22 protein-coding genes and 1 tRNA gene are annotated in these 20,959 nt (G+C 67.6%); 11 read left to right on the forward strand and 12 right to left on the reverse strand.

Annotation, left to right across the window (positions count from 1 at the left end; translation table 11 throughout):
• The first annotated feature begins 66 nt into the window (after positions 1-66).
• The 3 genes from OXS27_RS06725 (at position 67) to OXS27_RS06735 (ending at position 2,796) form a co-directional block, all read left to right on the forward strand.
• On the forward strand, positions 67-981 hold the full coding sequence (locus OXS27_RS06725; RefSeq protein ID WP_267355155.1) for an extensin family protein: 915 nt from the start codon (positions 67-69) through the stop codon (positions 979-981).
• Between the two features lie 72 nt (positions 982-1,053).
• Complete coding sequence (locus tag OXS27_RS06730) at positions 1,054-2,151, forward strand: L,D-transpeptidase (RefSeq protein WP_267355156.1); 1,098 nt, start codon at positions 1,054-1,056, stop codon at positions 2,149-2,151.
• A gap of 255 nt (positions 2,152-2,406) precedes the next feature.
• Positions 2,407-2,796, forward strand: coding sequence for a response regulator (locus tag OXS27_RS06735; protein WP_243920087.1), 390 nt, complete (start codon positions 2,407-2,409; stop codon positions 2,794-2,796).
• Positions 2,797-2,824: 28 nt separating this feature from the next.
• Here the strand turns inward: OXS27_RS06735 and OXS27_RS06740 are convergent, their stop codons facing one another.
• Both OXS27_RS06740 and rsmI read right to left on the reverse strand, forming a co-directional pair.
• On the reverse strand, positions 2,825-3,214 hold the full coding sequence (locus tag OXS27_RS06740) for a YraN family protein (protein ID WP_267355157.1): 390 nt from the start codon (positions 3,212-3,214) through the stop codon (positions 2,825-2,827).
• A complete protein-coding gene (gene rsmI, locus OXS27_RS06745; RefSeq protein ID WP_267355159.1) occupies positions 3,211-4,167 on the reverse strand; it encodes a 16S rRNA (cytidine(1402)-2'-O)-methyltransferase in 957 nt (318 codons plus the stop codon). Before rsmI ends, OXS27_RS06740 begins: the two co-directional genes overlap by 4 nt.
• Before the next feature lie 135 nt (positions 4,168-4,302).
• On the opposite strand from rsmI, the gene OXS27_RS06750 reads away from it, so the two are divergent.
• On the forward strand, positions 4,303-5,586 hold the full coding sequence (locus OXS27_RS06750; protein WP_267355161.1) for a penicillin-binding protein activator: 1,284 nt from the start codon (positions 4,303-4,305) through the stop codon (positions 5,584-5,586).
• On the opposite strand, the gene hemW is transcribed toward OXS27_RS06750, so the two are convergent.
• Genes hemW through rph form a run of 3 tightly spaced genes read right to left on the reverse strand, consistent with a single transcriptional unit; the run spans position 5,587 to position 8,140 of the window.
• A complete protein-coding gene (gene hemW, locus OXS27_RS06755; protein WP_267355334.1) occupies positions 5,587-6,762 on the reverse strand; it encodes a radical SAM family heme chaperone HemW in 1,176 nt (391 codons plus the stop codon). It abuts the gene before it with no gap.
• Between the two features lie 38 nt (positions 6,763-6,800).
• On the reverse strand, positions 6,801-7,430 hold the full coding sequence (gene rdgB, locus OXS27_RS06760; RefSeq protein WP_267355163.1) for an RdgB/HAM1 family non-canonical purine NTP pyrophosphatase: 630 nt from the start codon (positions 7,428-7,430) through the stop codon (positions 6,801-6,803).
• A complete protein-coding gene (rph, locus tag OXS27_RS06765; protein WP_243920092.1) occupies positions 7,427-8,140 on the reverse strand; it encodes a ribonuclease PH in 714 nt (237 codons plus the stop codon). The genes rdgB and rph overlap by 4 nt, the downstream gene beginning before the upstream one ends.
• Before the next feature lie 180 nt (positions 8,141-8,320).
• Between rph and hrcA the strand changes: the two genes are divergently transcribed.
• Both hrcA and OXS27_RS06775 read left to right on the forward strand, forming a co-directional pair.
• Positions 8,321-9,376 (forward strand): heat-inducible transcriptional repressor HrcA, encoded by a 1,056-nt coding sequence (hrcA, locus tag OXS27_RS06770; RefSeq protein WP_267355335.1) that lies wholly within the window; start codon positions 8,321-8,323, stop codon positions 9,374-9,376.
• A 462-nt stretch (positions 9,377-9,838) separates the two neighbouring features.
• Positions 9,839-9,985, forward strand: a complete 147-nt coding sequence (locus OXS27_RS06775) for a hypothetical protein (protein WP_267355166.1) — start codon at positions 9,839-9,841, stop codon at positions 9,983-9,985.
• 24 nt (positions 9,986-10,009) lie between these two features.
• Here the strand turns inward: OXS27_RS06775 and OXS27_RS06780 are convergent, their stop codons facing one another.
• Both OXS27_RS06780 and OXS27_RS06785 read right to left on the reverse strand, forming a co-directional pair.
• Positions 10,010-12,013 (reverse strand): methyl-accepting chemotaxis protein, encoded by a 2,004-nt coding sequence (locus OXS27_RS06780; protein WP_267355168.1) that lies wholly within the window; start codon positions 12,011-12,013, stop codon positions 10,010-10,012.
• Positions 12,014-12,285: 272 nt separating this feature from the next.
• Positions 12,286-13,095 (reverse strand): DUF1236 domain-containing protein, encoded by an 810-nt coding sequence (locus OXS27_RS06785; protein ID WP_267355170.1) that lies wholly within the window; start codon positions 13,093-13,095, stop codon positions 12,286-12,288.
• A gap of 235 nt (positions 13,096-13,330) precedes the next feature.
• On the opposite strand from OXS27_RS06785, the gene OXS27_RS06790 reads away from it, so the two are divergent.
• The 3 genes from OXS27_RS06790 to OXS27_RS06800 all read left to right on the forward strand — a co-directional run bounded on the left by OXS27_RS06790 (position 13,331) and on the right by OXS27_RS06800 (position 16,309).
• Positions 13,331-14,695 (forward strand): MFS family transporter, encoded by a 1,365-nt coding sequence (locus OXS27_RS06790; RefSeq protein ID WP_267355172.1) that lies wholly within the window; start codon positions 13,331-13,333, stop codon positions 14,693-14,695.
• 89 nt (positions 14,696-14,784) lie between these two features.
• The gene (locus OXS27_RS06795) at positions 14,785-15,966 is read left to right on the forward strand and encodes an alpha/beta hydrolase (RefSeq protein WP_267355174.1); all 1,182 of its coding nucleotides are present in this window, start codon (positions 14,785-14,787) and stop codon (positions 15,964-15,966) included.
• Positions 15,967-16,021: 55 nt separating this feature from the next.
• A complete protein-coding gene (locus OXS27_RS06800; RefSeq protein ID WP_267355176.1) occupies positions 16,022-16,309 on the forward strand; it encodes a DUF2312 domain-containing protein in 288 nt (95 codons plus the stop codon).
• A gap of 43 nt (positions 16,310-16,352) precedes the next feature.
• Here the strand turns inward: OXS27_RS06800 and OXS27_RS06805 are convergent, their stop codons facing one another.
• The gene (locus OXS27_RS06805; protein ID WP_267355178.1) at positions 16,353-17,342 is read right to left on the reverse strand and encodes a phosphoribosylaminoimidazolesuccinocarboxamide synthase; all 990 of its coding nucleotides are present in this window, start codon (positions 17,340-17,342) and stop codon (positions 16,353-16,355) included.
• Positions 17,343-17,673: 331 nt separating this feature from the next.
• On the opposite strand from OXS27_RS06805, the gene OXS27_RS06810 reads away from it, so the two are divergent.
• Positions 17,674-18,426, forward strand: coding sequence for a Crp/Fnr family transcriptional regulator (locus OXS27_RS06810; RefSeq protein WP_267355180.1), 753 nt, complete (start codon positions 17,674-17,676; stop codon positions 18,424-18,426).
• Here the strand turns inward: OXS27_RS06810 and OXS27_RS06815 are convergent.
• The 4 genes from OXS27_RS06815 to OXS27_RS06830 form a co-directional block, all read right to left on the reverse strand.
• Positions 18,423-19,040 (reverse strand): PAS domain-containing protein, encoded by a 618-nt coding sequence (locus OXS27_RS06815; protein ID WP_267355182.1) that lies wholly within the window; start codon positions 19,038-19,040, stop codon positions 18,423-18,425. The genes OXS27_RS06810 and OXS27_RS06815 overlap by 4 nt on opposite strands.
• A 361-nt stretch (positions 19,041-19,401) precedes the next feature.
• Positions 19,402-19,477 (reverse strand) — tRNA-Phe (locus OXS27_RS06820).
• 106 nt (positions 19,478-19,583) lie between these two features.
• Entirely contained in the window at positions 19,584-19,766 is a 183-nt protein-coding gene (gene yacG, locus OXS27_RS06825) for a DNA gyrase inhibitor YacG (RefSeq protein WP_267355183.1), read from the reverse strand.
• Positions 19,763-20,416: a Maf-like protein gene (locus OXS27_RS06830; protein WP_243920111.1), complete on the reverse strand. Its 654-nt coding sequence runs from the start codon at positions 20,414-20,416 to the stop codon at positions 19,763-19,765. Before OXS27_RS06830 ends, yacG begins: the two co-directional genes overlap by 4 nt.
• A 300-nt stretch (positions 20,417-20,716) precedes the next feature.
• Between OXS27_RS06830 and OXS27_RS06835 the strand changes: the two genes are divergently transcribed.
• Positions 20,717-20,926 carry a hypothetical protein gene (locus tag OXS27_RS06835; RefSeq protein ID WP_267355336.1) on the forward strand — a complete coding sequence of 70 codons (210 nt, stop codon included), beginning with the start codon at positions 20,717-20,719 and terminating at the stop codon, positions 20,924-20,926.
• Positions 20,927-20,959 lie beyond the last annotated feature (33 nt).

Below are 20,959 nucleotides of genomic sequence, written 5' to 3' on the forward strand. Positions count from 1 at the left end.
CCGTGTGATTGATCCGAATGGCCGCTCGCTCGTTTCTGACAGCCAACGCCCACGCTTCGAGGCTCCATGCCGGGACGACATCAGCCGATCCGCCGACTGCCCATGGTCCTGGCATTCGGCGCCCTTGCCCTGGCCGTGTCGGCCGTCGCAAGCCACGCCGCCGAGGCACCGGCGGCTACCGTCCCGGTGCCTCCGCCCCTTCCGCCTCAGCGGCCCGAGACCCTGAAGACGCCCGCTCCGGAGGCGCCACCGCCAACGCCGCCAGCCCGTCCGGCCGAGCTGACGCCACCGGCAGCGCCACCGAAGGAGACCGCCGACGCGCCTGCTCAGGCAAAGCCTCCAGAGACCGGCAAGCCCGAAATCCCCAATCCGCCGCCGACTCCGCCCGGGCGACCACCGGAACTCTCCGGCGAGGCGGCTCTGGCGCTCAAGGTCACGCCCCCGGACGACACCGCGTGCCGAACCCGTCTCAAGCGGCTCGGCGTCGAATTCGAGCCGCTGCCACCGATCATCGAGGGCCAATGCACGGCGCCGCTGCCGCTGAAGATCGTGCGGCTCCCCGATGGCGTGGCACTGCCGCAGGGAGCGACGCTGACGTGCCGGACGGCCGAGGCGCTGGCACGCTGGGTGACGGAGGTCCAGGTCGAGGCCGAACGGTCGCTGAAGCACGGGCTGACCGGACTGGAACTCGGCGGCTCGTACGTCTGCCGCGGCCAGAACCACGATGTCGATGCCAAGCTGAGCGAGCATGCCTTCGCCAACGCCGCCGACATCATGGCTTTCACCTTCGCGGGCCGCGCCAGCATACCGGTGAAGGCGATGCCGGACGGCTCCGACGAGGCGCGGTTCCTGAGCGCTGTCCGCGGAAAGGCCTGCGGCTTCTTCCGGACGGTTCTGGGGCCAGGCTCGAACGCGGCCCATGCCAACCACTTCCACCTCGACGAGCGCGAGCGGACCGCTGGTCACCGCCTCTGTGAGTAGGGCGTGGAACGTTCCGTCAGGCGCAGCATTTCTGCGTGCGAAGCGCCCACGCTTCTGGAGACGGCGATCGCAATGAGCCCGAAATCCTGGCGGCCGGTCCTTGCGGCGCTCCTGGCGACCGGCCTCGCCACGCAGGTCGCGGAGGCGCGCCCAAAGCCGAAGACCGCCGATCAAGTGGCTCCAGCCCCCGCCCTGACCGCGGACGCCATCAATACCGCGACCCTGTCGCCGCAAGCCGGCGATAAGGCGCCCGCCAAGCGCCAGACCGGAAAGAAGAACGACGAGAAACCCGATCCGTTGATCGTCAAAGCTCAGGTGCTGCTCGATCGCGCCCGCTTCTTTCCCGGCGCCATCGATGGTCTGACCGGCGACAATTACCGGCGTGCGCTTTCGGCATTTGCCGTCGCGCAAGGCCTTCCGGCCACGCAGGCACTGACGCCGGAGGTGTGGGGCAAGCTCCAGGCCACGAGCGATAAGCCGGTGGTGACCGATTATCCGATCACGGAGGCCGATGCCTCGGGACCCTACCTCGACAAGATCCCGCCCAAGATGGAGCAACAGGCCGATCTGAAGGCGCTGAGCTACACGAATCCGCGGGAGATGCTGGCCGAGCGGTTCCACATGAGCCGCGCCCTCGTGACGGCCCTCAACCCCGACAAGCCGCTCGACAAGGCCGGAACCACCATCACGGTCGCGGCCGTCGACCCGATGGGGACCGACAAGCCGAAGGCGAAGGAGCTACCGCAGGAGCCGAAGGTCGAACGGATCGAGGTGGACAAAACGAGCCGCGATGTGCGTGCCTACGGAGCCGACGACAAGCTGCTCGCCTACTACCCGGCCTCAATCGGCAGTTCCGAGAAGCCGGCGCCGAGCGGCGAGACGAAGGTGAAGGGCGTCGCGTTCGACCCCGACTACACCTACAACCCGAAATACGCGTTTAAGGGTGTCAAAGCGCAGCACAAGTTCACCATCCAGTCCGGCCCGAACAATCCGGTCGGCCTCGTCTGGATCGATCTGGCGATTCCGAGCTACGGCATTCACGGCACGCCGGAACCCGAGAAGGTCGGAAAGACCGAGTCACACGGCTGCATCCGTCTGACCAACTGGAATGCCCGCGATCTCGCAGCCCACGTGGCGCGCGGTGCGAAGGTCACCTTCAAGGACGATTGAGACGCCAAAGCCGCAGCCTCCCGCAGCCGGCAACGAAAATGTATCGGCGGTTAACATTCTGCGCGCGGATAGCCGGGGAACAGCGTGCGAACGCTTGACACGTTGCGCGTTACGGGCGACGCCAAGGACCACCTCGTGAACCGGTCGTCGTAGCGGCGCTGCGCGCTTCGGACGCCGAACACACGGTTCCTGGGTGTATCTTGACGGACGGCACGGTCCCCGGTTCGGGGGCGCTGGAAGGGAAGACGGCCCGGCGTGACTGCTGACTCCAACGATGATGTGCTCAACGGCGTCCGCGTACTCGTCGTCGAGGACGAGGCCGCGATCTCGATGCTGCTGGAGGACATGCTGCTCGATTTCGGCTGCGCCGTTGTCGGACCGGCTGCCCGGTTGTCCTCGGCGCTCGAGATGGCCGCTCAGGAGACGTTCGAGGTCGCGATCCTCGACGTGAACGTGGCGGGTGAACCGATCTACCCGGTCGCGGAAGCCATCGCCAAGCGGGATCTGCCCCTGGTGTTCTCGACCGGCTACGGCGGCGCTGGCATCCGCGAACCGTTCCGCGACCGGCCGGTCGTGCAGAAGCCGTTCAGCCAGGCCGAACTGAAGCGCACGCTGATTGGCGCCATTCGGGCCGCGCGCGCCTAAGACGAGAACGGCCGCAAGAGCGGCTGCGTCACATGCCCTCGATCGTGAAAGCGTCGGCGACATGGGCCGGCCAGCCCCGGGCGCCGACGAACACGGCGTCCGCCCGGAACGTCATGCCCGCGGACCACGCGTATTGTCCGATCCAGGCGCGGACGGCGCGGGAGAAGCGGCGCCGTTTGGCCGCGTCGATCGCCTCGCGGGCGTCGTCCCGCCGGGGCCGCGCTTTCACCTCCACGAACGCGATGGTTTTCCCGCGCTGAACGATGAGGTCGATCTCGCCGCCCGCGAAACTCACGCGTCGGCCGATCGGCCAGTAGCCCTTGAGCATCAAGGCCGCCAGCGCTAGCCATTCGGCGCGATGGCCTCTCAGGTAGGCGGCGCGGCGCCGGACATCCTGTTTGGGCCGTGCCCCGGTCACGCGTCGCTCCGCGCCAGGGCGAGGGCCCGGGTGTAGACGAGGCGCCGCGGCTGCCCGGTCTCTTCGGCCACGAGGCTGGCGGCATCCTTGATCGAATGCCGCTCCAGCGCCGTACGGAGCAGGGCATCGAGGGCTTCGTCACCCTCCGCATTCCGCTCCACGGCCGTGGCGGCGCCGATGATGACGACGATCTCGCCCTTCGGCGGCCCGTCCTCGGCGAAGCGTTCGCTGAGGCCGCCCAACGTGTCGCGGCGGATCGTCTCGTAGAGCTTCGTCAACTCCCGGGTCACCGCGGCCGGGCGGTCAGGCCCGAGAACGGCGGCCGCGTCGGCGAGCATCTCCGGCAGCCGATGGGGCGATTCGAACAGGACCAGCGTGCCCGGCACCTGGATCAGTGCCTCCAGGCGGTTGCGGCGGGCACCGGCCTTCTGGGGCAGGAAGCCTTCGAAGAAGAACCGGTCCGTGGGCAACCCTGCCGCCACCAGAGCAGTCATCACCGCAGAGGGACCGGGAACCGGCGTGATCGGAATGCCGGCCTCGATGACGGCCTGGACCAGCTTGTAGCCCGGGTCAGAGACCAGCGGTGTGCCCGCATCCGAGACGAGGGCCAGCGCCTCCCCGGCCCGCAGCCGGCCGACCATCCGCTCGCGCACCGCGTCGTTGGAATGCTCGTGATAGGCGAGCAGCGGTGTCGTGATGCCGTAATGGGCGAGTAGCGTCCGCGTGACTCGCGTATCCTCGGCCAGCACGGCATCGGCTGCCGCGAGGGTGGCGAGCGCACGAATGGTAATGTCGCGCAGGTTGCCGATCGGCGTCGCCACGATGTGCAGGCCGGGCGACAGCGGTTCGGTCTCGCTCGCCAGCCCGAAGGCCGTGAAGGTGGTGGCCCGTGGCCGATCCTGTCCCGGTTTCCGGGGCGGGGCTGTCGTGGGAGCGTCGAATCTGCGGGTCATCGTTGGCGATCTTGCCACACTGACCGGCTCTCGTCGCGCGTCGGCCGTCTTGGCGGGGGGCAGTCGTGCGCGCTGCGTTTACATTTCTGGATCCCGCGATCACGCTTCCCCGGCCTGCCCGAAGGAGATTGCGCCATGGCGCGCCTGATCGGCGCGCCGGTTCATCGCGTGCGCGTCCTTGCCCTCAGCGCCGTCCTCTGCGCGGCGCTCCTGCCCCTCGGTGGGTGCCTTGGCGGCGATATCGCCCGTCGCAGATCGGCGCCCCAAGCCGCCCTCACGCCACCTGTCGAGATCCCACAGTCGGACGCGTCGCAGGCGGCCCCGGCGCCTGCAGGTCCGGGGCCTGTCACCCCAATGGCGTCAGCAGGGCCGCGAATCGGCGCGGGCTCGATCAAGGTCGGCCTGATCCTGCCCTGTACCGGACAAGGATCGACCGTCGGAAACGCCATGCGCAACGCGGCGCAGCTCGCCTTCGAAGAGGCACAGCAGCCGGACCTGACGCTCCTCGTGGAAGACGACCGCGGCACACCCGAGGGCGCGCGGGAGGCGACCCAGGACGCTCTCCGGCAGGGCGCCGAAATCGTGCTCGGGCCGCTCTTCGCCGGCAGCGTCCAGTCCGCCGCCGCCGTGGCGAAGGCAGCCGGCAAGCCGGTCATCGGCTTCTCCACCGACGTCACCGTGGCGGCGCCGAACGTCTATCTCCTGAGTTTCCTGCCGCAGCCGGAGGTCGACCGGGTGGTCGAGGAATCGGTTGCCGGCGGCAAACGCTCCTTTGCGGCGCTGATCCCCGAGACGGCCTACGGCAATGCCGTCGAAGCGGCCTTCCGCGAGGCCGTGGGGCGCCGCGGCGCGCGGGTCGCGGCCGTGGAGCGCTATCCGGAGGGCAATCCGGGGCCCGCGGTGGCGCGTCTGGCCCGCGTCACCATAGGCCCCGGCGCGACGGCCGACGCGCTGTTCATTCCGGAAACGGCGGAGGCCATGCCGGCCGTCGCGGCGGCGCTGAGCAAGGCCGGCTTCGCGCCGGCGCGTGTCCGGCCGGTCGGAACGGCTTTGTGGAACGAGCCGGCGCTCTTCGCTCTCCCAGCCCTCCAGGGCGGCCACTTCGCCGCACCGGATCGCGGCGGGTTCTCGGCTTTCAGTGGGCGCTATCAGGCGCGGTTTGGCGCCGCGCCGCCGCGCGTGACATCCCTCGCCTACGACGCCGTGACGCTCGCGGCGGCGCTGGCGCGCCAGTACGGCTCGCAGCGCTTCGCCGAGCCGACATTGACCAATGGCGCGGGTTTCGCCGGGGTGGACGGCACGTTCCGTTTCCGTCCGGACGGGCAGAGCGAGCGGGCGCTGGCGGTCTACGAGATCCGCAACAACGCCGCGACGCCGGTGAGCCCGGCCCCCAGGGTCCTGGCAAAGCCTGGCATCTGATCAGCCGGCGAGTTCGGCGACGATCGCGTTGAGGACCGGTGCGCCACGTGCGGTTGCGGCGATGCGACCTCCGGAGCGCCGCTCCAGCAGGCCGTCACCAACCAGCATACCGATCCGGTTGCCGTTCAGGGGGCGGCCCTTGAGGGCGGCGTAGCGCTCCGAATCGATTCCTTCGCGCAGCCGCAGGCCCATCACCAGGAACTCGTCGGCCTGGTCGGCGGGAGTGAGGGTTTCCGTCTCGACGATCCCCTGACCGTCGCGCTCTACCCGAGCGAGCCACGCCTCGGGCGCACGCTCGGTCACGGTGCCGATCCGGCCCGCCTCGGTGACAAGGCGTCCATGCGCCCCGGGGCCGATCCCGGCATACTCGCCGTAACGCCAGTAGAGCAGGTTGTGGCGGGATTCCGCGCCGGGCCGGGCGTGGTTCGAGATCTCGTAGGCGGGAAGACCGGCGCCCGCGCAGAGATCCTGCGTCACGTCGTAGAGGGCGCGCCCCGTATCGTCGTCCGGCACGACCAGCTTGCCCGTGCTGGCGAGGCCGTAGAAGGGCGTGCCGGGCTCGATGGTCAGCTGGTAGAGGGAGAGATGCTCGCCGGCCCGTTTCAGGGCCTCGGCAAGCTCGTCCCGCCACATCGTCGGCGTCTGGCCTGGTCGGGCATAGATCAGATCGAATGAGGTGCGCGCGAAGGTGGCCTGCGCGACGCGGATCGCGTCGAGCGCCTGCGCCACATCGTGCAGCCGGCCGAGGGTACGCAACGATGCGTCGTTCAGCGCTTGTACGCCGAGCGACACGCGGTTGACCCCGGCGGCGCGGTAGCCTTCGAAACGGGCCGCCTCGACGCTCGACGGGTTGGCCTCCAACGTGATCTCGACATCCGGCGCGACGGGCCAGCGCGAAGCGACGGCGTCGAGCAATCCGGCGACCGTGGCGGGCTGCATCAGCGACGGGGTGCCACCGCCCAGAAAGATGCTGGTGACGGTCCGGCCGGGCGTCCGCTCGGCAGCGTGGTCGATTTCGGCCCGGAACGCGTCGAGGAAGCGCGGCTCGTCCACGCCGGCATGGCGCACGTGGCTGTTGAAGTCGCAATAGGGGCACTTCGCGGCGCAGAAGGGCCAGTGCAGGTAGATGCCGAAGCCCGCATCGCGGGTCGGGTGGTCCGGGCCGGTCGCTTGCATGGTGGTGGTGATGTGAGCGGCGCGGCCCGGTTTGGCAATCACGCGCTGGGTGCGAGGCAAGCTCGGCCGAGATCCACGAAGGCCCGGGCGCGGTGCGAGAGCCCCTGCCCTCGCTGCCAATCGACTCCGTGCTTCTCCTCGGCGGTCATCTCGCCGAAGGTCCGGTCGTGGCCGTCCGGCCGGAAGATCGGATCATAGCCGAACCCGGCCGAGCCGCGGGGCTCCACGAGGTCGCCGAATACCCGGCCCTCAAACAGCTCGGTATGGCCGTCCGGCCATGCCAGCACCAGCGCAGAGACGAAATGTGCCCGGCGATCCTGAGCGCCGCGCCTGTCCATCTCCGAGGCGATCCGCGCCATGGCGCCGGCGAAGTCCTTGGTCGGGCCGGCCCAGCGCGCGGAGAAAATGCCCGGCGCCCCGTCGAGGGCATCGACGCACAGGCCCGAATCGTCCGCGAAGGCGGGCAAGCCCGTGGCTTGCGTGGCGGCCAGGGCCTTGATCGCCGCGTTCTCGGCGAACATCGTACCGGTCTCCTCCGGCTCAAGAAGGCCGAGTTCGCCGGCCGACACCGCTTCGATCCCGAAGGGCGCGAGCAATTCGCGCATCTCGGTGAGCTTGCCGGCATTGTGGGTGGCGATGACCACCCTGCCCGTCAGGCGCCGGCTCACGCGATTGCCTCCTTCTGAAGCGCGACCAGCCGCTCGGTGCCTGCGCGCGCGAGGCGCAGCAATTCGAGCAGCTGATCCTGCGAGAACGGCTCCATCTCGGCCGTGCCCTGAACCTCTACGATCCCGCCCCGGCCGGTGAGTACGAAGTTGGCATCGGTCTCGGCGGCTGAATCCTCGGCGTAGTCGAGGTCCAGCACCGGTGTGCCCTTGTAGAGGCCGCAGGAGACGGCAGCGACGTGGTCGCGCAGCGGATCGACCGAGATGATCGAGCGCGTCCGCATCCAGGCGAAGCAATCGTGCAGCGCCACCCAGGCGCCCGTGATGGCGGCGGTGCGGGTGCCGCCATCGGCCTGGATCACGTCGCAATCGACCGTCACCTGCCGTTCGCCGAGCGCCGGCAGGTTGGTCACCGCCCGCAGCGAGCGCCCGATCAGCCGCTGGATCTCCTGCGTCCGCCCCGAGGGCTTGCCGGAACCGACTTCGCGGCGGGTGCGTTCGTGGGTCGCACGCGGCAGCATCGCGTACTCGGCCGTCACCCAGCCCTTGCCCGAACCGCGCAGCCACGGCGGGCCGCGCTCCTCCAGCGAAGCCGTGCAGAGCACCCGGGTGTTGCCGAAGCTGACGAGGCACGAACCCTCGGCATAGCGCGAAACCGCGCGCTCCAGGCTCACGGGCCGCAATTCGTCGGCGGCACGCTTGGAAGGCCGCATTGCGGACCCCTTCTGTGAGGAAAGTCGAGGGCCGGGCTCTTAGGCCGCCATGTCGGCGCGGGCAAGCGGCGCAGCGAAGCCGCAATGTACGGATTGATCCAGACTGGACGGTTGGACATGATCGGCCCACAGGATCAGCGCGTGACAGACCCGAACCCACGATTTCTCGACGGCCCATCGATGCAGGCGCTTGCCGCGCTCAACGAACGCGCCCGGGAGATCTTCCGGCAGATCGTCGAGAGCTACCTCACCACCGGCGAACCGGTCGGATCGCGCAATCTTGCGCGGATACTCCCGATGGCCCTGTCGCCGGCCTCGATCCGCAACGTCATGGCGGATCTGGAGCATTCCGGCCTGATCTTCGCGCCGCATACATCGGCGGGCCGGCTCCCGACCGAGCTCGGCCTGCGCTTTTTCGTCGACGCCATGCTGGAACTCGGCGACGTCAGCCAGGACGAGCAGGCCCGGATCGAGGCACAGATGCGAGCCGCGGCCTCGGGCCACACCTTCGACTCGGCGTTGGCCGAGGCCTCGACCATGCTGTCGGGTGTCTCGCGCGGCGCCGGCGTGGTTCTAACCACCAAGGCGAACGTGAACCTGAAGCATATCGAGTTCGTGCGCCTCGACCCGGCCCGGGCGCTCGTCGTGCTGGTCTCGGACGACGGCTCGGTGGAAAACCGCCTGGTCGATCTGCCGCCAGGCCTGCCCACCGGCGCACTGCAGGAAGCCACGAACTTCCTGAACGCCCGGCTTCGGGGCCGGACCCTGGGCTCCCTGCGGGCCGAGATCGAGGCCAGCCGCAAGGCGATGAAGCGGGAACTCGACGCCCTGACCGAGCGCCTCGTGGATGCTGGGCTCGCGACGCCGGTCGGCCCATCCGAAGCGCGCCAGCTGATCGTGCGCGGTCAGGCCAACCTGCTCGACGATCTGAAGGCCGTCGAGGATCTGGAGCGCATCCGCCTGCTGTTCAACGATCTGGAGAGCCAGAAGGACGTGATCGACCTGCTCGCCCGGGCCGAAGGCGGCGACGGCGTGCGGATCTTCATCGGCTCGGAGAACAAGCTGTTCTCGCTCTCCGGCTCATCGCTGATCGCCGCGCCGTTCCGCGACGGAGCTCAGAAGATCGTCGGCGTGGTCGGGGTGATCGGGCCGACGCGCCTGAATTATGCCCGCATCGTGCCAATGGTCGACTACACCGCCCGGGTGGTCTCGAAGCTGTTGGATGGTGGGCGGTGATACAGTCGTTGCAGCACCAAGCACGGAGCTTCATTTCGGGAGTGAGATGTGCGTCGGCATTCGGCTGTTCACTGGCATTCACCGTTTCCGGTATTGCCGAATTCGGAGCGGAATTGCGAGGTCCAGCGTGACTCTTCACTCGCCATTCGCTTCTCCGGATCATGCCAGAGAAACGACCATCCTCTGAACTCCCGGCCACCGCCGACCACGTACGCCCTCGCAGGTGAGTCGGTTAAACTCACGGGTCTATGATACGGCCGAACGGGCGATCGCCATTACAAGTCCGCGAGCTGTCGCATGAGCGCCTGCGCAAGCTCTTCGTGATGGGACTGCCGATCAATTTGCTCAATCCGAAAAGAGCGGTCGTGTACCTGTCGCGGCTTCCTCGGTTCACCGAACCGGAATGTAGAAGTGTGCCGTTGCAAGCGCTGTTTTTGCGCCACGCTGCTTGTCGTCAACGTGATGACGAATTCTGTCTCCATCGTCTTAGCTGCTACGATCGCCGGCTTTTTCACCCGGCGACCGCTCTGGAGCGCCGTTCAGCGGTGGCTGATGGAGACGGTGCTGGCGGCGCTCGCGGTCCGCATGGCGGCCGAGGCGCATCGCTGATCGCCTCGGCACCGGATTGCATCGTCAGGCGGCTCTGACCGACTCCAGGAAACGCGCGACCTCGACACCCAGATGGTCGGATTGTCGGGACAGCTCCGTCGCGGAATCTAGAACCTTATGCGCGGCCTGGCCGGTCTGCGCCGCGGCTTCGGCCACGCCGGCAATGTTCGTCGTGACCTCGGCGGTCCCGGTCGAGGCCTGACTGACGTTGCGCGCGATCTCCTGCGTAGCAGATTCCTGCTGGCTCACTGAGGCGGCGACCGCACTCGCCACGTCGTTAATGTCGCGCACGCGTGCCACGATCCCATTGAGCGCCCGGGCGGCCGCGCCGGTCGAGCCCTGGACGCGCGCGATATGGTCCGTGATCTCCTTAGTCGCCCGGGCGGTCTGGGCGGCCAGCTCCTTCACCTCGGCGGCCACGACGGCGAAACCACGCCCCGCCTCGCCCGCACGCGCTGCCTCGATCGTGGCATTCAACGCGAGGAGATTCGTCTGTGCCGCGATCGAGGAGATCAGCCCGGCGGCGGCGCCGATCTTCGATACGGCCTCGGAGAGGTCCTGCACCCGGCGCCCGGTCTCGTCGGCCTCATCGACCGCCGTTTGGGCGAGCCGCGACGAGGCAGCGACCTGCCCGGCCACCTCCTGCACGCTCGCGCCGAGTTGCTCGGCCGCCGCCGCGACAGTGCGGACATTGGCGGATGCCTCTTGGGCGGCAGCCGCTACGCCGCTGGACTGCGCCGCCGCCTGCGTGGCCGCGACCGTCAGCGTCTCCGCGGTGGTGTGAAGGTCGGCGGCCGCGGACGAGACCGAACCCACGATCGTGCCGACGACCCGCTCGAACCCATCGGCCAGTTCGGTCATCGTACGCCTGCGCTCGGCTGCGGCGGCCGCATCGGCCTGGCGGCGCACCTCGGCCTGCTCGCGCGCCTTGTCCGCCACGACGGCCTTGATGCCCTCGACGGCCCGGCCGACCATGCCGATCTCGTCCCGTCGGCGGGCCTCCGCAATCTCGGTATCCAACTCGCCCTGGTTCATCCGCTGAAGGACGCCGACGAGTCGATTGAGGGGCCGCGCGACCGTAGTCACCATGGTCTGGCTGACCGCGACCGCCAGCGCCAGGAGCATGATGACGGTTGCGACCGCCATGTCCCGCGTGAGGTGGTCGATTGGCGCGACGGCCGCTGAGCGGTTGAAGGACAGCGCCACGTACCAGTCGAGGGCCGACGGTAGATCCGGGACGCGGGCGAACACCGTGAGGGTTGCGCGACCGGCTTCGCTGGTCTCGATCGCGCGGCCCGCGGCGCTGTCCAGCTTCGCATCGCCGATCAAGTCCGAGAGAGGTTTCCCGACGAGATCACCTTTGGGATGGATCAGGATCTTGCCGGCGCCGGAGACGAGATAGGCGTAACCGGCGCCGCCCGGCACAACGTCGGCGATCATTCGGGCCAGGGTCCCGACATCGAAATCGCCGGCGGCCACGCCGGATAGCTTATGCTGCGCGTCCTCGACCGGTGCGGCCGCCGTCAAAACCATGCTGCCCCGGCTGGCGGATGTGTAGGGTACGGTCAGAATCGCGCCCTTCGTCGCCGCGACCTCCTTGAACCACGGCCGCTGCCGCGGATCGTAGCCCGGCGGGATCGGCGCCTTGGGCATCTTCGTGTAGAAGCCGTCGATGCGCCCGAAGTAGCCGACGTAGAATCCCTGGCGGACGATCGATGCGTCGAGCACGCGGTCAGCCTCCGGACCGATCCCGGTGCCTGCAATTTCCTCGGCCACCAATTGCATGAGATCGAGCTTTCCGCACAGCCAATTACCGATGCTCCGCGCGGCGGCACCACTCAGGCTGGACATGCTGGCGTTGATGTCCTTGCGCAGCAGCGCCGTCTGCGATGTGTGGATGTAAACCGAGCACGTGAGGAAGGCGGTGAACGCGATCGCCAGGGTCAGGAGCGTTGCCCGACCCGCTATCCCGAGGCGCAGGCGCGTGGCCCGCACGGATACTCGCGAACCAGAATTATCAATCGACATACCACTCTCCAAACGGAGACGACGCGTGAACAGCCCTATCTCGTATCTGAAATTCACGGTCCGTGGCGCTTAGTATTATTGTATTTTCAGACGTATCATTCAACAGAATAGAGATTTATATTTTCAGCGGCGTCTTTCTTGCGTGGATCCGGATCTCTCCGGATCCACGCAGTCGCGTCTGTACGAGATTTTTCTTTCGCTTTCTTCGCAAAAGTTGGCCAAACGCGTCAGAAATTCGCCCTGCCGGGCGTGCTGCACGACGGCAGAGCGGGTCAGACCGGGATCACATCCACGATCTCGTAGGTGTCGGGATCAATGATCACGATGTCGTCGCGCACCAAGACGAAGTCGTAGCCCTCGTATTCCGGCACGATCTCGACGATGGCCGGCGGCAGCCGGTGCAGGGACACCGAACGCGGGATCGCCGTGCCGACGGCCAGACCGAAGGCGACATCCCGGAGCGGCGAGACGCCCAGGCGGGTGATCGATGACCGGAACTCGGTGCGCTGCCGCGTGTCGAGACGGCCGACCGCACCGCGGACTGAACCGCCGTCACGGGCGCCCGCACGGCCGCCACGCTCACCCCCGGGGCCGCGTTCGCGATCGCCGGCTGGGCCACGACCACCCTGGTTGGGCCCAGCCGCATCACGGTTGCCCCGCTCGCCACCCGGGCCGGGCTCCCGCGCACCGCGCTCATTGGGACCGCGCTCGCCGGGACCGGGATTCGCGCCCGGCGCGCCCCGCTCGGCCGGTCCACCGCGCTCGTTGGCACCGCCGGCGCGGCCGGGCCCTTCGGCACCGCGGCCCCCGGGTCCGCCCGGCTCGGCACCACGCGGGCCACCTTCGCCACCGGGCCCGCGCATGGCGCCACCCTCGGCTCCGCTCCGCATGCCGCCGCCTGCACCGCCGGGACCACCACCCGGACCCGCGCCACCACCCGGGCCAGCGCCGGCACCTGGAGCACCGCCGCCTGCACCGGGTCCCGCGCCGCCCGGCCCACCGGGGCCACCTTGCGCGAAGGCGGTTGTCGCCCCCGCAATCACGATGGCAACCGCCACGGTGTCTCTGAGAATCCGCTTCATGGCCACGCCTCTCTCGCCTGGGGAGCGCCATCGGCGCCCGCGCCGGGCCGCAACGGACCCCCATGGCAAACCGTTCCGGTTTTTGGCTGCGGCGGCGGCGCACGTGACAGGCGCCGGGCGCCTCCCGTGGAAAGACTCATCACGGACTTGCGATCACGGTCATCACCTGTAACGTCGCGTCACATGAAGAAGAGGCTGGCAATCGCCGCCCCTATAAGAGCTTGAGGGAGACGCCATGTCCGCATTGCGAAACGACACGATCGGCATCGCAGCGGGCACGCACGACGACGCTGCGGACCGGAAGCGGCGCATCTGGGCGATCGTCGGCTCATCCTCGGGCAATCTGGTCGAGTGGTACGACTTCTACTGCTACGCCTTCTTCGCGCTCTACTTCGCGCCAGCCTTCTTTCCGAAGGGTGATTCCACCACCCAGCTCCTTCAAACGGCCGGCATCTTCGCGGTGGGCTTCTTCATGCGCCCGGTCGGTGGCTGGCTGTTCGGACGCATCGCCGACCGGGTCGGGCGGCGGACCTCGATGGTCGTCTCCGTCCTGATGATGTGCTTCGGCTCGCTGCTGATCGGCATCCTGCCGACCTACGAGCATGTCGGCACCCTGGCGCCGGTGCTGCTGCTCCTCGCCCGCATGCTGCAGGGCCTGTCGGTGGGCGGCGAGTACGGCACCTCGGCGACCTACATGAGCGAGGTGGCGATCAAGGGGAAACGCGGCTTCTTCGCGTCGTTCCAGTACGTCACGCTGATCGGCGGCCAGCTCCTGGCCTCGCTGGTCCTGGTTCTGCTCCAGACCGTGATGACCGCGCCGGAGCTCACCGCCTGGGGCTGGCGCATCCCGTTCTTCATCGGCGCCGGGCTCGCGGTCGTGGCTTTGTATCTCCGGCGCTCCCTGGCCGAGACCAAGGAAGCCGGCGACAAGGAGAATGCCGGCACCTTCGCCGAGCTGTTCAAGCATTGGCGGGCGTTCTGCGTCGTCCTGGCCTACACGGCCGGCGGCAGCCTGAGCTTCTACACCTTCACCACGTACATGCAGAAATATCTGGTCAACACCGCCGGCCTCCCCAAGACGTCGGCCTCGCAGATCATGACCTGCGTCCTGTTCGTCTACATGGTGATTCAGCCGCTGTTCGGCGCACTCTCCGACAAGATCGGCCGCAAGGCCAACATGCTGCTCTACAGCGGCCTTGGGACGCTGATGGTGGTGCCGCTGATGACGGCCTTGGGGACCAACAAGGATCCTTACCTGGCCTTCGCGCTGATAACCCTGGGGCTGTCCGTCGTGTCGTTCTACACCGGCATCAGCGGCATCGTGAAAGCCGAGCTGTTCCCCACCAACGTGCGCGCGCTGGGCGTCGGCCTGTCCTACGCGCTGGCCAACGCCATGTTCGGCGGCACCGCCGAATTCGTCGCCTTGTGGTTCAAGGATGCCGGCGCGGAGAGCACGTTCTTCTGGTACGTCACGGTGCTGATGGCGATTGCCTTCGTGGCCTCGCTGATCATGCCGAACCCGAAGGTCCACGGCTATCTCGACGGTGCCGGCACCGTCGAGGAGGCGCTTGGCAAGAAGCCGCGCTTCGCGCACGCCTGATTGAAATCGGCGTGGCCGCTGGACCCGGCCGTGCGGCCACGCCGATATACCGCCCTCCGGGCGCGCCAGATGCCCGGCGGGAGGACGCTATGCTGAGGAAGACGGCCGCAGGGGTACTGACCCTGCTCTGCCTTGCGACTGGACCGGCGCCGCGCGCCGCCGAACCGGGATCGGGCTCCGCGCCGTTCAAGCCGCAGCAGACCAGCGGATACTTCTTCGTCGGCGGCCGCTACACGCGTGTAGGCGACAAGACCACGGCCCTCGGGCAGATGTTCGTGGAGTATCGCGCACCGAAGCAGATCACGCAGCCCTACCCGGTTGTCATGGTGCACGGCACCGCGCAGACCGGGACCAACTTCCTCGGCACGCCGGACGGCCGGCCCGGCTGGGCGGACCGCTTCGCCGCGAAGGGCTTTGCGGTGTATGTCGTGGATCAGGTCGGGCGTGGCCGTTCGGGCAGCGACCCGGAGACCTATGGGCCCTATGCCCGCCTCCCGGTCGAGGATCTGGAAACGGTCTTCACCGGGCAGGAGCGGTTCTCGCTGTATCCGCAGGCGAAACTGCACAGCCAATGGCCGGATGGCCCGGGCGTGCGGGGGAACGCCGCCTTCGACCAGTTCTACCTGTCCCAGGTCCCCTACATCGCCAGCGCGCTGAAGAGCGAGGAGCTGGTCGACCCGGCACTGATCGCCCTTCTGGAGAAGATCGGCCCCGCGATCCTCCTGACGCATTCGCAGGCGGGTGTCTTCGGCTGGGCGGTCTCGGACCAGCGGCCGGACCTCGTCAAGGCGCACATCGCCGTGGAACCCAATGGGCCGACCTTCTACGACATTCGCTTCAAGGGCGGCGCCGACTGGTACGAGCGCGTCGGCGATGCGCGCGCCCGGCCCTATGGCATCACGCGGGTGCCGCTCCATTTCGAGCCGCCGGTGAGCGCTCCGACCGACATCACCGTGGTTCAGGCCGAGACAACCGCGGCACCCGAAAAGATCCGCTGCTGGCTCCAGGCCGAGCCTGTGCACACCTTACCGAACCTCGCCCGGGTGCCCGCCGTGATCGTCACCGCCGAGGCGTCGTTCCGCGCCACGATGGATGATTGCACCGCGGCGTTCCTCACGCAGGCCGGTGCCAAGCCGGACCGTCTCGTGCTCGCCGACCACGGCATCCATGGCAACGGCCACATGATGATGCTGGAGGCCAACAGCGACGCCGTGGCGGACGCGATCATCGGCTGGATCGCAGGCAGCACCCAGACCCCGGCGCGGCCTTAACCCGTCGCTTACCTTGTGCCGGCGAGGATGCCCCCGTCATCCGACGAGGGATTGCATGACCGATTTGACCGATACCGTGGGCGTTGCGGGCGACCGGATCCGCTCGATCATCGAGCGGGTGGAACGGCTTGAGGAAGAGATCAAGGATCTCATGGAGGCCAAGAAGGAGGTGTTCGCCGAGGCTAAGGGCGAGGGCCTGGACGTCAAGATCCTCAAGGAGATCCTGAAGATCCGCAAGCAGGACAAGGACGAGCGCGACGAGCACGAGACGCTGCTCGACGTCTACCTGCGCGCGATGGATGCCCCTGCCCCTGCCCCGGCCCCGCTGGCAGCGGCGGCCTGAGCCATCGCCGGGACCGGTCTGGGGCGGCGCAGCGCGCCGCCCTTCAGCGATCCGGATTCGTCGCCAGATAGGATTCGAGGTTGCGGCGCACACGGTCGAGCGGCACCTCGGCCGGATCCGGCAGCGTGAATCGCGCACCGGTGATCGTCTCATAGGCTTTGATGTAGACCGCGGCCGTTTCGAGAATGACGTCGGCGGGGATCTCGGGGATTGGATCCCGATAGGGATCGCAGCGGGCCACGACCCAGTTGCGCACGAAGTCCTTGTCGAAGCTCTCGGGCGCCGTCTCGCTGGCGAACCGCTCCGGGTAGCTCTGTGCAAACCAGTAGCGGCTGCTGTCCGGCGTGTGGATCTCGTCCGCCAGGACGATCCTGCCCTCGGGGTCCGTACCGAACTCGTACTTGGTGTCCGCGAGGATCAACCCACGCTCAGCCGCCAGAGCCTGCCCGCGGGCGAACAACGCCAAGGCCGCCTCCGAGACAGTGCGCCATTGCTGGTTCGTGAGCAGGCCGCGGCCCAGAATCTCGGTCTCGGTGAGCGGCTCATCATGACCGCCGTCGAAAGCCTTCGTGGTCGGCGTGATGATGGGCGCCGGCAGGCGCTCGTTCGGGCGCATCCCGTCGGGGAAGCGATGACCGTACATCTCCCGCTCGCCGGCCCTGTATCGGGTCAGCACGGAGGTCGACGTCGTGCCCGCGAGATAGCCGCGGACCACCACTTCCACGGGCAGAATTTCCAGCCGCTGCCCGACGACGACGTTCGGGTCGGGATAAGCCAGGACGTGGTTCGGGCAGAGATCGCTCGTCCGTTCGAACCAGAAGCGGGCGGTCTGCGTCAGAACCTGCCCCTTGAACGGAATCGCGGCGAGCGCCCGATCAAAGGCGCTGATCCGGTCGGTGGTGATCAGGATGCGGCGGCCGTCCGCCAGATCGTAATTCTCCCGGACCTTGCCGCGGTAATGGTTCGGCAGTTCGGGCAGCGTCGCTTCGGCCAGGACCTGATGCGCGTGCGGGGCGAGATCGGTCGTGTTCATCCGAGCGTTCCGTCAGGCTGGGCGGCGACGCCGCCGCGCCACCTGTGTGCGCGGACGGGTCGGAGATTTCCAGCCCCATCACCAACCCGGCGCGCCTCACTACCCTGGTGAATGCACCAGCTCGGCTGCTCCGATACGATCCGAACGAGCTTGACCTTGCTAAAATCCGAGTTTCTGTCTCTGCTCGCTCGATCGCGCTCGAACTCTATGTATCGATCCCGATCCTCGCGCTTCGCCCCAGTCAGTTGATGGTGCCGAAGCATCTGAATACCCCGTGTCCACCCGGTACAGGCGTCCCCAGCCGGATCTGCCTGTGGCCGAATGAGGTAAGATGAGCGGAACAAGCCAACACGCGGATCGGCATCCGTTGCTGCGCAAGCTCGAAGGCATCGCGCTCTTCGAGCTCACAGCCGAGGAGCGCGCCGCAATCGAAGCCATGCCGATGCAGCCTGCGCTGATCGATGCCTATCTGGACATCGTACGCGAGGGGGACCGCCCCGGCCGGAGCTTCGCCATCTTATCGGGCATGGCGAGCACCTATAAGTCGACCCGGGCTGGCAAACGGCAGGTCATGAGCTACCACGTTGCCGGCGACGTGCCGGATTTCCAGAGCCTCCATCTCCAGACGCTCGATATCAGCATCGCGACGGTCACCCCCTGCCGCATCGGGTTCGTCCAGCACGATGCGGTGCGCGCCTTACTGCGCGCGCAGCCGCGGCTCGGCGAGGTCTTCTGGCGGGCGACGCTCATCGACGCGGCCATCGTGCGGGAATGGACGCTCAACACCGGCCGGCGCGACGCCTACGCCCGGATGGCCCATCTGTTCTGCGAATTGATCACGCGCCTCGGCGCGGTCGGACTCGCGCCGGACTTCAGTTGCGATCTGCCCATGACCCAACCGGAACTGGCCGATGCCCTCGGAATCACGCCGGTTCACGTCAATCGCACGATCCGGGATCTGAAGGCCGCAGGATTGATCTCGCTGCGCAGCCGTCACTTGGTCGTGCACGACTGGGATGGTCTGGTCGCGGCAGCCGAGTTCGACCCGACCTACCTCCATCTGAGGGGACAGGACCAGCGCTAGTTCAGGCGCTGGCGGTCGTCTTCGGCTTCCTGAGTCGCGAGCCTGCGGCCGATCTCGAACAGGAGTGCTTCGGCGCGCGCTGTCAGGCCCGGATCGTTCAAGGGACCGATGGCCTGGAAAGCCGCGATCGCTGCGGCCGCGGCACGGTCCAGCGATGTTTCGGGTGGGTCTTCGGACAACGGCCCGGCCGGGGCCCGGTCCCCATCTCGCGACTGCAGGTCGCTGATGTCCACTATGATCCCGTGGCCCGATAGCGGGCGACCGCGGTGATCGTAGGAGAAGCGGCCGCGTGACAGGACCAGACGCAGGCCCCCGCCAGACGCTCGCACGCGGTACTCAAGGGCCATGTGCCCATCCTGGCGTGCCTCCGCGCGAAAGCTGGCCAGGACACGCGATTGATCCGGGGGGTGGATCTGTGCCGCGAAAACCGAGAGCGGCACGCCGGCTTCGGCTTCCTCGGGATTGATGTCGAACAGCAGCGCGACGAACGTATCAGCCCATACGCAATCGCGCTCGGCGTCCCATGTCCAGAACCCAAGCGCATCCGGTCCACCCAAAACAAGTTTGGATTTTTCCCGCGGCCTTCGGCCAGCGAGAAGCTTGAGTTTTGGCATCGCGCAGTCAACGTCTCGTCGTCACCCTAACCCATGTTAGATCGATTTTCGACAACATCAAGCTATTGTGGAGACTGAATTAGCGCCATTGTCGATAAGTAATCATATTACAGCCGCTTCGAGCGAAGCTGATGCGAAGCCGAGCAGTCATAGGGTGGGCGTGATCAAGTCGCGTGCGTCTAAGTGACAGATCGCAATACGATCTGATGCCAAAAGAAAATAAAGGTGGCTAGCAGATCGGACGCGTCACGTCGTTCAAACGAACGCTCGACGCCGTCCGCGGATCAACGCGTTCGTCGCATGCGTATATTTGTCGTCGAGACTTTACGTAGAAACGTCGCTCCCGAATCTAGTGGGAGGATGGTGCCCAGGGACGGAGTCGAACCGCCGACACTGCGATTTTCAGTCGCATGCTCTACCAACTGAGCTACCTGGGCATCGCCCGTGGCCGTGCCGGCCTCGGACGCCGCGGGGTATAGTCAGTGCGTCGCGGCCTGTCCAGTCATGCTGTCATACCGGCGGCATCGAAACGGCGTAAAAATTTCACGCCTCCGGATCCGGCTCGGGTGGCGGCCGGTCCGAGTCGATTTCCTCGGGGATGGCGTAGCGCTCATTGAGCCATCGGCCGAGATCGACATCGGCACAGCGCTGCGAGCAGAAGGGCTGGTACTCCGGCTCGGCGGGCTTGCGGCAGATCGGGCAGGCCGGGCGGCGCTCGCGGCTCATGCGAGGCCACCCCAGCCGGCGCGGACGGGATAGCCTTCGCCGTCGAGCAGGCTCTGCGTCTCGTAGAGCGGCAGCCCGACCACCGAACTGTAGGATCCGATCAGCTTGACCACGAAGGCGCCGGCCAGCCCCTGGATCGCGTAGCCGCCCGCCTTCCCCCGCCATTCGCCGGAGGCCACATAGCCTTGGATATCCCGGCTCGAAAGGCGCTTGAACCGAACCCGTGTCTCGACGATCCGCTCGCGCCGGCCCCGCGGCGAAAGCAGGCAGACGGCCGTGAAGACGCGGTGCTGGCGACCCGACAGGAGCCGCAGGCAATCCGCCGCCTCATCCGGGACCTCGGCCTTGGGCAGCACGCGCCGGCCCACGGCCACGACCGTGTCGGCCGACAGAAGCCACGTCGGCGCGGTCTTGTCGCCGAGATGCAGGGCAGCCTCCGCGGCGGCGAGCTTCGTGCGCGCCAGACGGCGGGCGAGGTCGCGCGGCGGTTCAGCCTGGCGCGGCGTCTCGTCGATGTCGGCAGGCAGGAGGGCGTCAGGCTCGATCCCGATCTGCTGGAGCAGCGCCAGGCGGCGCGGCGAGGCCGAGGCGAGCACGAGCCGAGCCGTCGGTCGCTGCGCCGAGCCGATCGCGTCTGGTATGGCGTCCATGATGTTCCGTTCGCACGACCGGCGGAGCGCGGCGCAGGCCCGTCGCGGCGCCCTACCCCGCCGGTCCGGCCTCATTCCCCAGCCTGATAAGCGATGGGTGTTGCCTTGTGAACCGGAGCCCAGACCTCGCACGTCCGACGAAGCGCCATGCTCCGGCGCCGCTCTGTCGGGTCGACAAATCCGAGATTCACAGGCGTAACAATGCTCCTTCAAGTTGAGAGCAAGATGTCAGATCGAGGGGTAACCGAACGTTAACCACGATCGCAGATGATCGGGCTCATCGGGTGGGAGTTATCGCAGATGCTGAATGCCGATCCATTGTTGCGGCGCCCGAAGCTGCTGAACAAGGCGCGGGTCGCCCGCGCCCTTGAAGGCTTCAGGCCGAAGGCGGGCTCGCCCGATCAAGTGTGGCGGATGCTCACCGATCACTATGTTGTCGACCTCGACGCCGTCGCGGCCCTGCTGCCGGCCAATGAGCCCGAGACACGCTGGTTGCCGGCACGCGACTGACCCCTCGACGGTGGTAGGTCGTTGGATAGCTGG

This window comes from Methylobacterium sp. GC_Met_3 (genome assembly GCF_026540775.1).
Classification (GTDB): domain Bacteria; phylum Pseudomonadota; class Alphaproteobacteria; order Rhizobiales; family Beijerinckiaceae; genus Methylobacterium.

Coding starts and splice junctions, on each gene's coding strand:
- OXS27_RS06725 (WP_267355155.1), top strand. CDS start 67: ATGCCGGGACGACATCAGCCGATCCGCCGACTGCCCATGGTCCTGGCA.
- OXS27_RS06730 (WP_267355156.1), top strand. CDS start 1,054: ATGAGCCCGAAATCCTGGCGGCCGGTCCTTGCGGCGCTCCTGGCGACC.
- rsmI (WP_267355159.1), bottom strand. CDS start 4,167: ATGACCCGCAGATTCGACGCTCCCACGACAGCCCCGCCCCGGAAACCG.
- OXS27_RS06750 (WP_267355161.1), top strand. CDS start 4,303: ATGGCGCGCCTGATCGGCGCGCCGGTTCATCGCGTGCGCGTCCTTGCC.
- hemW (WP_267355334.1), bottom strand. CDS start 6,762: ATGCAAGCGACCGGCCCGGACCACCCGACCCGCGATGCGGGCTTCGGC.
- rph (WP_243920092.1), bottom strand. CDS start 8,140: ATGCGGCCTTCCAAGCGTGCCGCCGACGAATTGCGGCCCGTGAGCCTG.
- hrcA (WP_267355335.1), top strand. CDS start 8,321: ATGCAGGCGCTTGCCGCGCTCAACGAACGCGCCCGGGAGATCTTCCGG.
- OXS27_RS06775 (WP_267355166.1), top strand. CDS start 9,839: ATGACGAATTCTGTCTCCATCGTCTTAGCTGCTACGATCGCCGGCTTT.
- OXS27_RS06780 (WP_267355168.1), bottom strand. CDS start 12,013: ATGTCGATTGATAATTCTGGTTCGCGAGTATCCGTGCGGGCCACGCGC.
- OXS27_RS06785 (WP_267355170.1), bottom strand. CDS start 13,095: ATGAAGCGGATTCTCAGAGACACCGTGGCGGTTGCCATCGTGATTGCG.
- OXS27_RS06790 (WP_267355172.1), top strand. CDS start 13,331: ATGTCCGCATTGCGAAACGACACGATCGGCATCGCAGCGGGCACGCAC.
- OXS27_RS06795 (WP_267355174.1), top strand. CDS start 14,785: ATGCTGAGGAAGACGGCCGCAGGGGTACTGACCCTGCTCTGCCTTGCG.
- OXS27_RS06800 (WP_267355176.1), top strand. CDS start 16,022: ATGACCGATTTGACCGATACCGTGGGCGTTGCGGGCGACCGGATCCGC.
- OXS27_RS06805 (WP_267355178.1), bottom strand. CDS start 17,342: ATGAACACGACCGATCTCGCCCCGCACGCGCATCAGGTCCTGGCCGAA.
- OXS27_RS06810 (WP_267355180.1), top strand. CDS start 17,674: ATGAGCGGAACAAGCCAACACGCGGATCGGCATCCGTTGCTGCGCAAG.
- OXS27_RS06815 (WP_267355182.1), bottom strand. CDS start 19,040: ATGCCAAAACTCAAGCTTCTCGCTGGCCGAAGGCCGCGGGAAAAATCC.
- yacG (WP_267355183.1), bottom strand. CDS start 19,766: ATGAGCCGCGAGCGCCGCCCGGCCTGCCCGATCTGCCGCAAGCCCGCC.
- OXS27_RS06830 (WP_243920111.1), bottom strand. CDS start 20,416: ATGGACGCCATACCAGACGCGATCGGCTCGGCGCAGCGACCGACGGCT.
- OXS27_RS06835 (WP_267355336.1), top strand. CDS start 20,717: ATGCTGAATGCCGATCCATTGTTGCGGCGCCCGAAGCTGCTGAACAAG.